The sequence below is a fragment of the Bacteroides sp. An322 genome (assembly GCF_002161765.1).
Classification (GTDB): domain Bacteria; phylum Bacteroidota; class Bacteroidia; order Bacteroidales; family Bacteroidaceae; genus Phocaeicola; species Phocaeicola merdavium.
Window position 1 is genome coordinate 107,678 of record NZ_NFIN01000005.1, and the last position, 15,597, is coordinate 123,274.

The window sequence follows — 15,597 nt, forward strand, 5'->3', positions numbered from 1 at the left end:
GTTTTGTTGAAAATGGAATGTTTGTTTATTGTCACGCCGGATTGCAAATCACGGATGAGCGGAAGATTTGCCAAGAGCGGTTACGTATCGTTGAGCCTCTTCAAGGCTCTATTGCGAAAGCTCGCCCACGTCGTGGGGACGAAATCTCAGCCTGCGAAAGCTCCCCCACGCCGTGGGGACGGAATCCCAGCCTGCGAAAGCTCCCTGCACGTTGCAGGACGGAATCCCGGCTTGGGAAAGCTTGCCCACGCTGTGGGGACGGAATCCCGGCTTGGGAAAGCTTGCCCACGCTGTGGGGACGGAATCCCGGCTTGGGAAAGCTTGCCCACGGCGTGGGGACGGAATCCCGGCTTGGGAAAGCTTCGCCACGCTGTGGGGACGGAATCCCAGCTTGGGAAAGCTCGCCCACGCCGTGGGGAAGGAATTGCAGGCTTTATTTCTTCAGGTTCTTGTCGATAAGCCGCTTCAGCGTCTCTACCGAGGCGGTGGTGGTCAAGCCGTCTTGGGGCGTGTTCATGCAGTAGTCTACCAACTTGTCGACGGTGGAAACCGCTACGTGCATCCGCGTGTCGGACGAAGCGTAGTAGATGTACACTGTGCCGTCGTCGTCGGCAATCCAGCCGTTGGTGAAGAGCACGTTCGACACGTCGCCCACGCGTTCTTCACCTTCGGGAGCCATGAAGTAGCCGCCCGGCGAAGCGATAAGTTCGCTCGGGTCTTCCAAAGAAGTCATATACATATATAATACGTAGCGCAGCCCGGCGGCACATCCGCGTACGCCGTGAGCCAAATGCAGCCAGCCTTTCGGAGTCTTGATAGGGTGCGGTCCCTCGCCGTTCTTCACTTCCTTGATGGTGTGGTAGTAGCGGAGGTCGATGATTTTCTCTTCCTTCACTTCGGCATGCGTGATGTCGTCAATCAGTGCCCAGCCGATTCCTCCTCCGCTTCCGGCATCGATGAATCCGTCTTGTGGACGGGTGTAGAGGGCGTATTTGCCGTTGACAAATTCGGGATGAAGCACGACGTTACGCTGCTGGCTCTTCGATTTCAGGTCGGGCAGGCGTTCCCATGTCTTCAAGTCTTTGGTGCGGGCGATGCCTGCAGTGGCTGTAGCAGAAGAGAGGTCGCCTGCCGGAGCATTGTTGTCATGGCGTTCGGCACAGAATATGCCGTATATCCAACCGTCTTCGTGGGCGGTGAGGCGCATGTCGTAGATATTGGTGGCGGGGATGACGTCATCGGGCATCGTTACGGGGTAGTCCCAAAAGCGGAAGTTGTCTACCCCGTTGGGGCTTTCCGCTACGGCGAAGAACGACTTGCGGTCGGCTCCTTCCACGCGGGCTACGAGGAGGTATTTTCCGTTCCATTTAATCGCTCCCGAATTGAGCACGGCGTTCATTCCGATGCGTTCCATCAGGTAGGGATTGGTGCGTTCGTCGAGGTCGTACCGCCAGAAGACGGGCGTGTGGGCTGCTGTCAGAACGGGGTATTTATAACGTGTGTACACGCCGTTGCTTTCGGCTACGGGTTCGTTTTTGCGGGTAATCAGAGCCTCGTGGCGTGCAAATAGGTCTTTTACTTTTTCTTCAAACTGAGTCATATTCGTGGTTGTTTATGGGTTGATGTTTTTATGGCACACAGATGACACAGAAGGACACGGATGAACACAGATTTTTATTTTTTCTAAGATGACACAGCATTGCAAAATATATTCTGTGTAAATCTGTGTTCGTCTGTGTCATCTGTGTGCTATTTAATTTACTTTTTCATATCTCCGGCGAAGAGGGTTTTCGGGTCGTTGTAGAACGTCACGAAGTCTTTCTCCGACACTTGTCCCGGATAGGGGGCGTAGAAATGGTTTTCGCGTTCGCGGGCGTTGCGCCATACCAGTACGTAGCTGATTGGGTATTTCTGGATGACGGGCATCAGCGTCTGCGTCCACCACGTAGAGTCGGGGATGGTCTCGAATCCGGTTTCGGTGACGGCGATGGCTTTATCGTGCGCCTTGCCTATTTCGGTCATAATGCGGAGCGAGCGGTCTAAGGCTTTTTCGTAATCGTCTTTATTAAATTGGTAAGCGTCTACGCCGATAAGGTCAACGATGCTGTCGCCCGGATAGCGTTCCAAGTACTGGGTGGTGTCGTTCGGTTCCGTGCCCGGCGAGTATGCCCACAGCAGTTGGTCGGCGCCTTTTTCCTTCATCCGGTTGTAGGTGATGCTCCACAACGCCTTATATTCTTCGGTAGAGCAAAGCTTCTGTCCCCACCAGAACCAGCTTCCGGTGTGTTCGTGCCACGGGCGGAAGAGGACGGGGATTTTTGTTCCGTCTGCCGTGCGGATGGAGTTCATATAGTCTGCCGCGCGGTCCAGCCACGTAATGAATTTCTCGTGGTTGGCTCCGCCGGGCAATACGGAGCGCACGACGGTAGAATCGGACACGTCCCAGGTGTCTTTTCCCGTCAGCGGATTGTCGAGGTGCCAGCTGAACGACACCATTCCGCCCCGTTCGTATTGTGCCACAGCTTCGCGGCGGATGCGGTCGAACGATACTTTGTCGAGATTGACGCTGTCGCCTAATTCGATATGTCCCAAGTCGAACGACATCACGGCGGGATAATCTCCGCACACGCTTTTCACGTCGCTGCGTCCTTCGTCTCCGTCCCAGCCGATGCCGTAGACAGGGTCATCGTGGTGTCCGAACATAAACACGCCTTTCTGCGGGAGCGTTTTCAGTGTCTGAAGCATCGCGAGCGCTTCGGGAGTGCGTTCGGGCTTCGGTGTTTCTTTTTGTTGCGGGGCGCAAGCGGTCATCGAAGCGATGAGGCAGGTGCCCGCAAGGATTGTATGGATTGGTTTCATAAGTCTTCCGGTATTTCATCGAACACAGAGGCACAGAGACACAGAGTTTTTTAGTTTGAGAATACGAAGTTCGCAAAGTTAGTTTATCTCTCTGTGTCTTCGTGTTTCTGTGTTCGATATATTACATTTATTTGAATTCGCCGCGTTTGATTACGTAGTCTTGGCTCATCGCGTCTTCCCACCAAGCTTGGTCGGCGTGCGGGGTAGTGCTGTTGTCCGCATCATACCACGGCATAAACCACGACCAGCGTGCGCCGGCATTCCATTGTTCGGAAAGCAGTCCGACGGTAGAGTCGGTGTATTCCGAGTAGCCGCATTCGCTCAAGGTAATCATCTTGTTGCCGAAATCGTTTACGAGGGTTTGGTATTGCGTTCCGCAGTCGGCGGCATCGTTTCCGTAGAGGTCACGTCCGATGATGTCTACATACGCGTCACCCGGATACCAGTCGGTATCGCCTGTTTCGCTGGTCCATACCCAAATCAGGTTATTCAAACCTTGCGTTTTGAAGTAATCAAACATCTGAATCCAAAGTTTCTTGAAGCTGTCGGCGTTCTTGCCCCACCAGAACCAACCTCCTGCCGCTTCGTGCAGCGGACGCCAGATGACGGGGATGTTGGCATCGTGCAGTTGCTTAAGATAACCTGCTATTTTTTCTAAGTCGGCTTGTACGGTGCGGTATTCCCATGTACCTTCAGTAAAAGCGTTATCGATGTTGAATGCCGTTTCGCTCAAGGTTGAGGTATAGTTGTTCGCATCGGTATCGCCTTCGGTTTTCGGAACATTCCAGTGCCACATGGCAAGTACGATGCCTCCGTTGTCCCACCACTCTTTTACCGGTGTGATGTCGGAGTAGTCCATCCAACTGGAAGGTGAAGCAGCTAAGTGCAGGTAGTCGAAACAGTTCATAGCCGGGTATTGTCCGGTCCATTGGTACACTTGTTCGGCATCGGCGGTATTCCAACTTCCGGTCTGTCCCGATACACCGTCTACAGCCATTGTAGCGGAAAGGGTGCGGGTCTCGAAGTTTTCCACCAAGAAATCGTACACTTGTTGCGCTTCAGCGGTCAGTGAGTTTACCGGTGTCGCGTCAAGTCCGGTTGTGCAGAGTGTCAAGCTTACTTCGGGTGCAGGCATTTGATTGGGACCTGTTACCAGTCCGGCAGGGACAGTAAGGGTGTAAGTAGCTCCGCGGTTGGGGCAGTTTGCCACAATGGTCAACGTGTTGCTTATTCCGATAACATCGGCGCTTACCACAGTTCCATTGTCGGATATGCTGATTTGGTTAGCATCTTCGGAAGCGAAATAGATGTTCTTGTCGTATTGCAAGGTGACGGTTACATTGCCTGTTTTCACGGTGCTTCCCGTTTCAGGAGTTGCCGATACGAATACCGGAGCATCCACTTGCGCGATGTCATGTTCTACGTCAGTGTCGCAAGCGGCAAATAAAAAGGCTGCCGCAGCGAGGGTATATAATAAATGTAGTTTTTTCATAAGGCTTCATTAATTAAGTATGGTAACCGATTCAATGGTATAGTTCTTTCCTTTTACAATCAGTCCGCCCGATTGGATTTGGCTCAGGATATTCTCGTTGACCGTCATCGTGAATGAGTCGCCAGAAAGTGAGAATCCGTCGTATGCCGGGTCAATCGAACTCCAACTGCTGTTTTGGAAAGCTCCTTGTGCGTCTGCTCCGATATTGGAGATGTAGACGGTGATGATAGAGCCTACGTGTGCATCGGCAAAGAGTTCGCTGCCTAATTGTACGTAACCTTCCCAGTTTCCTGCGTTTACGGCAGGTCCGGCATAGATAACAACAGCAGAGCCGTCAACGATATTAATCGTATAAGGCATTTCGCCGTTCGAAGAAACGAGGGTCAGTGTGGCATTGCCCGATACATCGGCAGGCAGGGAAACAAGGAGGCTTCCGTCTCGCACGATATACTGCACGGTGTTTCCGTTCAGTTGTACAGAGGTTAGCTTGTCACCGTTTTCGATGCTTACTTCAAGCAGTGCGCCCGACTTAATGTCGCCTTCTTGCCAAGAAGTGATGTAGCAGCATTGCGGCTTGGTTACGTTCAAAGCAGGACAAGCGATGGTTTCACCGTTTGCCATGGTGACGGTAACGCTTACTTCGCCTTCTGCAGTAGTGATGGGTACTTCGATATTCGGTGTTGCGCTTGGTGTTACCGCAACAGCTTCCCCGTCGCCGAATGTAATGGAAGCGATAAGGTCAAGGTTGCTTCCGCTCAGCGTTACGTTTTCACCAGCTGATACGGTTGCCGGATTGTATCCACTTACTACGGGTTTCAATGTTTCGATGGCTACAGATACTTGTTTGCCGCTTCCGGTGTTCAGCATCAGGTTTCCGCTTTGTGCCGTTTCGGGCATAACGACGGTCACTTGTTCTTCGGTTTGCGACGTTAAAGCTATAGGCTCAGCTACATTGGGGAAAGTAACATTGGTAATCAGTTCCATGTTTTTTCCTGTCAAGGTGAGGGTGCTTCCTGCACGAAGTCCGGTGGCAGGAGTTGCTTTCACTTCGGTTGGTACAGCCATAGTCAAATGGGCTATGGTTACTTCTACCCCCGATGCCGGAATCATGACAACATCTCCATCGGCTGCATCGGCAGGGATTTCGAAGCGAAGAGTTTCATTGTTGGTTATTGCAAATTCAGCTTCACTTCCATTGGCGGTCCGTACTTGTTTCACCAAATTCAAGTGTTGTCCCTGTATCTCTATCGCATTGCCCGGTTTGGCATTGTTCAGTTGGCTGACGTTATTCACCGAAGGAAGGGTGACCGTCAGTTCTTCTTCCGAATAGATTTGGTTCGGAATGTCTGCCGTGTCCGAAAGGATGATAAGTCCGCTTTGTGCTTCTTCGGGCACGGTCAGTGTGATGCGCTGGCGGGTATGTTCGATGAAGTCGGTGCAGTCCACTTCCACTTCATCGGCGAAAATCACTTTCTGCATCAAGTTCAGGTAGTCGCCTGTGATAGTAAGGGTTTCTCCTGGAAGTACGCTTGTGGGACTGAAGCTATCCAGCGTAATAGGTTCAGAATAAGTTATCTTGGTTTCTGTCTGGATATCTCCGTTAGGCGTTCTTAGGATAACGTATCCTTCTTCGGCTTCCTGCGGAACGGTGACACGGATTTCACGGTCACTAATGACTTGTATGTTGGTGATGTCCGCACAGCCGGGAATGGATACAGCGGTCACTTGATTCATACCGCTGCCGATGAAGCGGAGTTCGCCTCCACGTGCCACCGGACACGGACCGAATACGTTCAGACTGATACCTCCCGTAAACTGGTTGGTATCTACATCGTCGCCTTGACAGGAGGTGAAGGAGATGCCGCTTCCCGTAAGAAGCAACCCTGCCAGGCAAAGCGTTAAGATTCTATTTGTTTTCATTGAAAATGCATTTTAAAGGTTAATAAATGGGCACAACACGGATGTTGTCGATGCAAATAGTCGGGGTACATGCCGTACCGTTTACACCTCCACCGTATACAAAGATAGTCAATCCGGTGATATCTGTAGCGGAAAGTGCGTTAATTGCTGTTCCGGAAGAGCCGAAACGGAATTCAGACAACGGGATAGTAACCGTAGTCCAGCCGTCGGTAGTATAGCTTCCCGATGATTGCCACGGAATCCAAAGGGCGCGTGGGAAGGTTTCGTTCTGGAAGAAACTATTGTTCTGGTTTGCGCCGCTTACTTCATTGTTGGTGGTCAGCATAATCTGCATGGCACAGGCACTCCATGCATCGGGAACGTTGACTTCAAACTTAAATTGCAGGTTGCTTAAATCTTCAAAATCAGTCAATGTATTCAAATAAGGAGTTGTATTGTCTCCGTTGGGCCAGTATTCGAATGCGAAATGGCTATCATCCCATGTCCCGTTATCCAAATTGCCTTGGAAAATCAGGTAGTTGTTATCAATAGGCGTCACTTCGGGGAGCGTTCCGATGGTAGGAGCGTGCCAGCCGTTGTAATTATATAAGGCATCGTCACCGTCGTTGTCAAAATCGAACAGCAAATTACTTTCCATATAGCGGAAGGTCGATTTTCCAGTACCGTAGATAGAAGTTGCATTGATATAGCCGGTCGATACGCCTTGCGGAATCATGAAACTTACGGCATTTTGGCTGATGCTGGTGATTTCAGTTACAGGTACATTGCCCATGGTGATGCTGAGCGGTACGTTCGGGTCATCAATGAAATAATTTCCGTTGATAGTGACTACAGTGCCCGGTGTGGCATATTCATTCGACATCGAGGTGATTCCCGGAGCAGGAACTTGGATGTTGAAGTCGTATGCTACGGTATCTTTATTAATGTTGACCAAATACATTTTGTTGCTCACTACTGAAGGAATGGCAGACGGTACATCCACGATGATGGTGTGGTCGGTCATCAGACTGGTGTTCAGAATGGCTTTTTGGTCATTGAAATACAATTCGTATACACTGCGCAGGTTGTCGCCCACAATACAAATTGTATTCGATAAGTAAGAACCTGTAATCAGCGAGTCTGCTACTTCAGGGTCGGGCAGACGCACGTAATGTACCGTGGGCAGCCCTTCGGCTATTTCGTATTTGTCAGGCTCGTCTTCGCATGAAGTCATTGCCACTCCTGCAAAGAAGGTGGTTAATAGAGCCAGACCTTTGATGTATTTCGTTGCTTTCATTGCTTGATTGTTTTTTTAGATTAATAACTGAATTCGCTACGTACGTCCACGTGAATGGGGTCTTCCATCAAATGAGGATTGAATACCACGTCTTCGGTCGGGAACGGAAGTGTGAAGGTTGATACAGTAACGTTGGGTTTTACTGCATCCGGATTATAGCGGTGCTCGTCTGGGTTGACGGTGAATGAGCCTGTATTGTAATAATCTTCATACAAGTCATCTAGCCCGTAATAGACGTCGCGGCGTTGGTTGGTCAGTTCGTTGATGGCTCGTTTTGGGTCGTAGTACGAAAGGCGTACATAATCATACCAACGGTCTCCTTCGCATGCCAATTCCAAGCGGCGTTCTTTCCAGACATCTTCCCATGTAATGGATGACGGACGTTCGTAGGTGTTAACCGAGCGGTGGCGTACTTGGTAAAATGCATCAATAGCTGAAGCGTCTGTCGTAGAGCCTGCATTGCCTATCATGGCTTCTGCATAGATGAGGTACACATCAGCCAAGCGAAGCAGGTGGGTACTCAAACCGCTGTGTTGTGAAGAAGCCGATATGCCGAGAGCAGATAAGTGGTCGTTGGCATTTCCATACAAATGTTTCACTTCATTGGCTCCCGTTGCGCTTTGGTATTGTTTCGGACCTCCGTCATAGCCGAAGCAGAAGTCGATGTAGTTGAATCCGCCCTTGTCTTGCCAGAAATATTCGTATACATCACCGCACATCATCATCGTGGCTTTGCGGCGTGCGTCTCCATTGTAACGTGTCGGGCTGAGGGCATTTTCGCCAAAAGCGTCTTGCAAGTCTACTGATGGACCGTTATAGCCTCCCCAACAATCTCCGAATTCATCGAAGCCTACGATGGCAAGGTCGGATTGCATTTGGTTTTGGCAGGTCCATACTTCGGTGGAAGGAGACCAATGCCATGACAAAAGGCATTCTTCGTTGAAGTTGTTAGCCAAACGGAAGATATCGGCGTAATTTCCTAACAAATGGCGCCCGGAGTTATCAATGACATCTTTGGCGTAGGCTGCTGCTTGGCGCAAGTCCTCTTCGTTGCGTGAGCCGCTCATGCCATAACCCGATTTGGTGAGGTAGACTTTCGCCAACAATCCTTTGGCTGTATATTGGTCGATGCGTCCTTCGGCGTTGGTCGGCGGAAGCAATTCGATGGCTTTCTCCAAGGTCATGATGATGTATTCGTACACATCGGGCACTTGTACTTTATACTTTTCGTTGTAATTTCCTGCGGCGATGTCCGCTGAATTGCTATGTACGATAGGTACGGCACCGAAGATGCGTACCAAGTAGAAGTATGCCATGGCTTTCCAGGTCAAGCATTCGCCGATGCAGGTGTTGATGGTTTCGGGCGAAGCGTTGGCTGTAGCGAGACGTTCGCGGATGGTGTTGGCGTATGCATTAACCGACCATAAGGAGTAAGACATATTAATCAAGTCTTCATCCGTACCGTTTACTGTGAACGTAAGGTAAGGTGACGAGCCCCAGTAGTAGTTTCCTGAAAGCACTTCGGCTACTTTGAAGAATCCGCGTGAGAAGTCGAACCACGGCGAATTGTAGAGCGGATTTACACCTTGGAGGCACTGGTTGTCATTAGCGTAGAAGTTGTCTACGTTGTAGGTGTCTTCTGCCGGACGGTCCAGAAAATCTTCGCAAGAAGTCAAGCCTGTTCCGAAGATTGCTGCCAGTGCTAAGTATTTGATTGTATTCAGTTTCATAATTTTTGTCATGTTAATAAAGTTAGAAAGAAATGTTCAATCCAAATGAATAAACCGTCGGTGAGGGGTAACGTCCGTTATCCAGTCCGTACACATTCATGCTGGCAGTGCTGGCACCGATTTCGGGGTCATAACCGTCATAGCCGGTAATGGTCAGCAGGTTCTGAATGTTGGCATAGATGCGCAAGTTATCCAATCCCCATTTGTTGATGATTTTACTCGGAAACGTATATCCTAACGTGATGTTCTTCAGACGGATGTATGAGCCGTCTTCGATGTAACGGTCACTGATGCGGTCGTTATCGTTCGGGTCTTGGATAGAGGCACGAGGGGTTTTTGTACCGGAGTTGGCTACCTTTACATTGGTAATATCATCGTACCAGTTCCATACGGTTACGCCGTTTACGTTTACTCCTTGCGAGTAGTCTTTGTTCGGGTCAATGGCTACAATTTGCGCACGGTCATTTACCGAGTTCAACTGATTTTGCCAAGGCGAGTTCATGTGCGTCAGTTTCATTGCCATATAGTTAAATACCTTATTGCCATACGAACCGTTCAGGAAGATGGTCAGGTCGAAATTCTTGTAACGGAACGAGTTATTCCAACCGAAGGTGAACTTAGGTAGCGGTGAACCGATGTTGGTGCGGTCGTTTTCATCAATAACACCGTCTCCGTTCAAATCCTTATATTTAATGTCGCCTACCCATACGGTATTGGTGCGGTTGAACACACCGTTGGCGGGATATTTGGCAGGTTTCGGTGAGGTTTGCAGGTCGCGCAGGTCTTCGTACACACCGTCGCATACATAGCCATAGAAATTATAGAGCGATTCGCCTACTTCCGATACACTTACCACATCGCTCCATTGTCCGTAACCCACGATTTGCGCATTGGCAGTGCCGTCCAATGCACGTAACTTGTTTTTGTTGAATGAGATTTGGAAGTCGGAATCCCATTGGAACTCTCCGATAAGCGGATGAGTATTTAAGGTGATTTCCCAACCGGTGTTCTCAATGTCACCGTAGTTTCCCATTGGAGCGGCAAGTACGGAGGAGGCATTTCCCGATGTACCCATATAAGAAGGCAATTGGAGTGACATCAACATGTCTTTTGAAACTTTCTTATACCAGTCTACTACTAACCCGATACGGTCATTGAAGAATCCCAAGTCGAGACCTACGTTCACTTGTTCTTGAGTTTCCCATTTTACGCCCGGATTGGCAATGTTCGACTGGCGGTAGCCTAAACCCAGTCCGGTTGGCATACGTGAAATAGAAGCTCCCCAGCGGTATCCGCCGATGTTTGAGTTACCGGTTTGTCCCCAGCCGAGGCGCAATTTACCGTTGTTTATTACGTTGCGGATAGGCTCAAAGAATGCTTCATTCGAGAAACGCCAAGAGGCTGCTACCGCATGGAAGCCTGCCCAGCGGTTTTCCGGACCGAAGTTGGACGAACCGTCGTAACGGTAGGTGTAAGTTCCTAAATAACGGTCATCGTAGTTATAGGTCAGACGGGTGAAGAACGACGACATGGCTGAACTTCCGAACCCTGCATTGATAGAAGGAGTACCTGCACCTAAAGCCGGATTATGTACGGCGTCTGATGCCAAGTTGGTGTTCTGTATCGAGGTATTGTCGTAGTTCGAAGCCCACATTTCTTGTCCTACCATCGCCGTGAAACTGTGTTTGTCTATTTGCCCGTTGTAAGTTACGTAGTTTTTCAGTTGCCAGAAAGTACTGTTATTCTTTTGAATGGAACTCATGTTGCTGTCCCGCTTCCAGTTTCCTAAATCTACTCTCGGCTGGTAGCGTTCGCCTTTACTATAGCTGATGTCGTAACCGAACTCTGCGTGCCAAGTCAGGTTCTTCATCAGGGTTACATCTGCGAAAATACTTCCGGTTAGCTTTTGGCGATAAAGCAGGATTTGATCCATTAGTGCCAAGGCGATAGGGTTAGGACTGGTGTATCCTTCGCGGATTACGGATGAGTAATTCCCGTCGATGTCATAAATAGGTATATCCGGTGGAGTGGTCAAGGAGTAATTGATGATACCTTGGTCACTATCTGCTAACTTCAAGTCGTCTTTGGTAGACGAATAGGTGGCGTTCAATCCGATTTTCAACCACGGTTTCAATTCTGCGTCCAAGTTGGTGCGGAACGAATAACGATTGAAACTGGAGCCTATCAACGTACCGTCTTGGTCCATATACGATCCGGATACATAGTATTTTATCTTTTCTGTACCGCCTTGTGCCGATACTTGATGTTGGTGTTGGAGGGCGGTACGGAAAATCGCGTCTTGCCAGTTGGTTCCTACACCTAACAAAGACGGATCACCGTAGATGCTGCTCGGTTCCAGTTCGCCCACGTTTACGAAATCATTGTAGAAGTTAGCAAATTCGCGCAGGTTCATGATGTCGAGCCGTTTGGTTTGGCGTTGCACAGCCATCATGCCGTCGTAGGTGAATTTGGCTTCACCCGCTTTACCGCGTTTGGTTGTAATCAACACAACACCGTTTGCACCTTGCGCACCATAAATAGCGGTGGCAGAAGCATCTTTCAAGATTTCCATAGATACGATATCTTGCGGGTTGATAGTAGAAAGCGGAGAGATAGTTGATACCGAACCGTTTCCAAGTGCATCTCCTAAACCGAAGCTGCTTCCGCTTTGTCCGCCTCCTTGCACGATGACACCGTCAATCACGTAAAGTGGTTCGGCGTTCGAGTTAATGGTAGCTTGACCACGCACACGGATAGAAGAAGATGAGCCCGGAGCACCCGAAGTGCTGACCGCAGCTACACCGGCTGCACGTCCTTGCAAGGATTGGTCGAGGTTGGTAATGACCGAACCTTTAATGTCATCTTCGCCCATAGAAACCGATGCACCCGAAAGGTCACTTTTCTTCATCGTACCATATCCTACGACAACGACTTCATCCAGCATTTCGGAATCTTCTTTTAAGGTAATATTAAAGGTAGTTTGGTTTCCTACTTCGATTTCTTGTGTTTGATAGCCGATGTAGGTAACGACCAGTGTAGCGCCCGGTTTCACGTTGAGGGTGAAATTACCGTCCAAGTCAGTGATGACACCATTTGTTGTGCCTTTCTCAAGTACGTTTGCCCCGATGACAGGAAGTCCCGTGGCATCGATGATGACTCCCGATACTTTCTTTGCCTGTTGCGAGGCGTAAAGTCCAGTCGGGACTGCCAATGCTTGCGGAGTGCTTATGCCGATGAAGGATAAACACATCCCTGCCGCGAGTGCGGCTTTTCTTGCATGCTTGTTCATGATAAAAAGGAATGAATTGTTAATAATTTAAGGTTCGTATAATAGCCGTTTTATTCGGTAACTACACCGCCTCATTTGTTGTTTCTCACATTGCAAAGGTATGGCGTATCATTAGGATAAACTAATACTTTTTTATCAAACCTGATACACCTTTGTAATAATTGTTGCGCACAGGTTAATTACGATTCCCCAATGCTGTATTTGCTTTCCGGATGAGGCTTACGGTACTGGTGTCGGAAGCGAATACCGAGTTCAATCCTTGCTCTTCTTGAGCGGGGTCTCCCGTGTAATCATCTCCGGGTTGCCAGAAGATGTGTTCTGAGGAGGGTACGGCTAAGCCGCCCCAGCCCCAGAAATTGCAACCAGCCAGTAGGCTATTGCTTTTTGCATGTTCAACTATTAAATCAAAGATACATGTGTAATACCCGTCACGGGCATGAGTAGATATATGTGTACCAAATTGAAAACCGTCGCGCGGATAACCGAACTCTTCCAATACAAGAGGTTTCTGATACTTTTTTGCTATATTCAGATGCTCGTCGATGTAGGCTTTGGTGTTTGCACACGCTTTCCCTACATTTTCTTGAATGCTGTCTTTCGGTGCCCAGCCCCAGTTATAGGGCCAGATGTGGATGTTCATGTAGTCGATGTTCGCATCGGCATGGATTTGCTCGAAGAGAGCGATGTCTTCCTCGCATCCGTGCTTTCCTTCGCTTCCCGTAGAAATCAGGTGGTTCGGGTCGAGCGAACGGATGAGTGCGGATGTCCGGCTCATCCATCGGGCAAAGGCTTCTTTATGTTCGGTGGAGAAAGCACGAGGCTCGTTCCCGATTTGCCACGACATGATGGTCGGGTCTTCCGTATATTTCCGATGGGTATATCGGTTGGTACGGGCGAGGATGTATTTCACGTGGTTGGCGAACAAGGCTTGTGCGCTATCTGATACCACGAACTCTTTCACATAGTCCATAAAGGCGGGCCATCCGTCTATGGCTGGGACGGGGGCTTTGTCTCCTTTTGCCCAGGCAAGGTATTGGCTATAGCCTCCGCTCCATTCCCATGAGTTGTTCAGGTAGAGCACCGCCACCATATCGCGTTTCTCCATTTCTGCTAACAAATAGTCTAATCCGGCTAAAATAGTATCATTATACACGCCGGGAGCTTCTTGCAAGGTAGGTTCCACTTTTGTAGGCACACCCCGCTTCCCGTCTGCTCCGACTAAGATGCGTAAGTTGTCTATGCCGATGGCTTTCAATGAGTCGAGTTCTTGATGAAGGCGTTCGCGGTTTCCTCCCGTGCCTTCCGAGGCAAGGATGGCTCCGTACCAGAAATTGGTTCCTATATAATAATAAGGTTGTCCGTTACGGATGAACTGGCCGTTCTTGACTTGGATGAACGGTGAAGGGGTTTCTTTCGGGGTTGATGTACAACCGATAAAGAGTGCTGATAAAAGCACGGCGGATAAAATAGTTTGTTTCCACATAAGCTATTAGATTTTGTTTATAATGCAAAGGTAGGCAGAATGGAAATACGAAATTGATACTATCTTATCCGATTTTATAAAGAATTGATATGAATCAAAGTTTATTGCTATCCCAACGGGATATAACTGCTATGCCGGTACGATTAGTAATCGTCACGCGGAGCCAGTTATATGATTGTAAAAACGCAGAGACGCAAAAACGCAAAGTCTTTATTTTAGAAACTGTTTTGAATTAGTCAAAGAAAAATGTAACGGACATTATAAGTAAATTCCAAATGCTTTCAAAACATGAAACACCTGGGTTATGTTGCCGATGCAGACGGCATCCTTTTATGGTTTCCGTCTCAAAACCGTACGTTCTCCGTCCCAAAACCGTATGTTTTTGGTTCGGAAACCGTACGGTTTTGGGACGGAGAACGTAAAAAGGAGACTACCTGAAACAGATTCTATACCTTTCAACAATACATTGGCTCATAGCTTGCTTAACAAACTATCGAGTTAAATCAAAACAGTTTCTAAAATAAAGACATTGCGTTTTTGTGTCTCTGCGTTCGATAAAAGAACAGCTTAAATCAGGATACGCTTCTTTTTATAGTTGGCACGGAAGTCTTTTGGCGATACCATTTTCTTCTTCTTGAAGATGCGGTTGAAGTTTGAAAGGTTATTGAAGCCCGATTCGTAGCAGATTTCGGCAATGCTCATGGTGGTATATACCAACATGCGCAGGGCATATCCCAAGCGGATATCGGTGATGTAGTCTTGCAGGGTCTTGCCCGTGCGGAGCTTGAAGAAACGGCTGAACGATACTTCCGTCATACCCACCATATCCGCTAATTGCCCCAACCGGATTTCTTCTTTGTAATGTTTATTGATGTAATCCTGCACTTTCTGTACCCTCCGGCTATCAGAGTGTTGCTCGATTTTGGCGAATGAGGAACTGGAGAGCACGCGGGCTTCATCGGTGAACATTGATAGTTCATATAATAAGGTAAGGAAGCTGGTTACGGCATAAAAGCCTTTCGTATCGGGCAGCTTGTCGAGGATGGAATAGACTTTCATAATGGCGGAAACCGGGAAACACAAGCCGTTTTGCGCTTTGTCGAACATCTTGGACACGCGGGCAAACTGGTTGGTGGCAAGCAGGGTTTTCATAAACTGAGGCGAGAACTGGATGGTGATTTCGCGTACATCCTTGCTTATGCAATCGTGTTGCTCCCACACGTGTTCCAAGTCGGGACTGGTGATAAGCACTAAATCATAGTCGCCGATTACTTCCGCTGAGTCTCCCACGATGCGTTGTACGCCGGGTGCATTGATGACAAAGTTCAGTTCGAACTCTTTGTGGCAATGCATCGGGTAAGTAAATTCGCTTTTCCTCCGGTCTGCGATGTAGAAGCAATCTTTCTCCGAAAGGGGAGTGATTTCGCGGATAACGTTCTTTTCTTGTACTATCATGGTATTTGGTTTTAAGGTTCACCACAGATTACACAGATTTAACCAATTAATAATTAAGAGTGAATAATGAATAACGGTATATTGTTGCCTTAT

At 48.7% G+C, this 15,597-nt stretch carries 11 protein-coding genes; 2 read left to right on the forward strand and 9 right to left on the reverse strand.

From position 1 onward, the window contains the following. Nucleotides 1–17 precede the first annotated feature (17 nt). Nucleotides 18–524 carry a hypothetical protein gene (locus B5F91_RS04390; protein ID WP_144025075.1) on the forward strand — a complete coding sequence of 169 codons (507 nt, stop codon included), beginning with the start codon at nt 18–20 and terminating at the stop codon, nt 522–524. Here B5F91_RS04390 and B5F91_RS04395 read toward each other — a convergent pair. The 8 genes from B5F91_RS04395 to B5F91_RS04430 form a co-directional block, all read right to left on the reverse strand. Next, nucleotides 434–1,600 carry a glycoside hydrolase family 130 protein gene (locus B5F91_RS04395; protein ID WP_087427898.1) on the reverse strand — a complete coding sequence of 389 codons (1,167 nt, stop codon included), beginning with the start codon at nt 1,598–1,600 and terminating at the stop codon, nt 434–436. The two genes, B5F91_RS04390 and B5F91_RS04395, sit on opposite strands and share 91 nt — an antisense overlap. Before the next feature lie 158 nt (nt 1,601–1,758). After that, nucleotides 1,759–2,859 carry a glycosyl hydrolase gene (locus B5F91_RS04400; RefSeq protein WP_087427899.1) on the reverse strand — a complete coding sequence of 367 codons (1,101 nt, stop codon included), beginning with the start codon at nt 2,857–2,859 and terminating at the stop codon, nt 1,759–1,761. A 127-nt stretch (nt 2,860–2,986) separates the two neighbouring features. Next, nucleotides 2,987–4,351 (reverse strand): glycosyl hydrolase, encoded by a 1,365-nt coding sequence (locus tag B5F91_RS04405; RefSeq protein ID WP_087427900.1) that lies wholly within the window; start codon nt 4,349–4,351, stop codon nt 2,987–2,989. A 9-nt stretch (nt 4,352–4,360) separates the two neighbouring features. Further along, nucleotides 4,361–6,271: an IPT/TIG domain-containing protein gene (locus B5F91_RS04410; RefSeq protein ID WP_087427901.1), complete on the reverse strand. Its 1,911-nt coding sequence runs from the start codon at nt 6,269–6,271 to the stop codon at nt 4,361–4,363. Between the two features lie 19 nt (nt 6,272–6,290). After that, nucleotides 6,291–7,547: a glycan-binding surface protein gene (locus B5F91_RS04415; RefSeq protein ID WP_087427902.1), complete on the reverse strand. Its 1,257-nt coding sequence runs from the start codon at nt 7,545–7,547 to the stop codon at nt 6,291–6,293. A 20-nt stretch (nt 7,548–7,567) separates the two neighbouring features. After that, entirely contained in the window at nt 7,568–9,277 is a 1,710-nt protein-coding gene (locus B5F91_RS04420) for a RagB/SusD family nutrient uptake outer membrane protein (RefSeq protein ID WP_087427946.1), read from the reverse strand. 22 nt (nt 9,278–9,299) lie between these two features. After that, the gene (locus tag B5F91_RS04425; RefSeq protein WP_087427903.1) at nt 9,300–12,566 is read right to left on the reverse strand and encodes a TonB-dependent receptor; all 3,267 of its coding nucleotides are present in this window, start codon (nt 12,564–12,566) and stop codon (nt 9,300–9,302) included. A gap of 175 nt (nt 12,567–12,741) precedes the next feature. Beyond that, complete coding sequence (locus B5F91_RS04430; RefSeq protein ID WP_087427904.1) at nt 12,742–14,049, reverse strand: cellulase family glycosylhydrolase; 1,308 nt, start codon at nt 14,047–14,049, stop codon at nt 12,742–12,744. Nucleotides 14,050–14,337: 288 nt separating this feature from the next. Between B5F91_RS04430 and B5F91_RS15160 the strand changes: the two genes are divergently transcribed. Then, nucleotides 14,338–14,487, forward strand: a complete 150-nt coding sequence (locus B5F91_RS15160) for a hypothetical protein (protein WP_158099891.1) — start codon at nt 14,338–14,340, stop codon at nt 14,485–14,487. A 129-nt stretch (nt 14,488–14,616) separates the two neighbouring features. Here B5F91_RS15160 and B5F91_RS04435 read toward each other — a convergent pair whose 3' ends face one another. Beyond that, nucleotides 14,617–15,504 carry an AraC family transcriptional regulator gene (locus B5F91_RS04435; RefSeq protein ID WP_087427905.1) on the reverse strand — a complete coding sequence of 296 codons (888 nt, stop codon included), beginning with the start codon at nt 15,502–15,504 and terminating at the stop codon, nt 14,617–14,619. Nucleotides 15,505–15,597 lie beyond the last annotated feature (93 nt).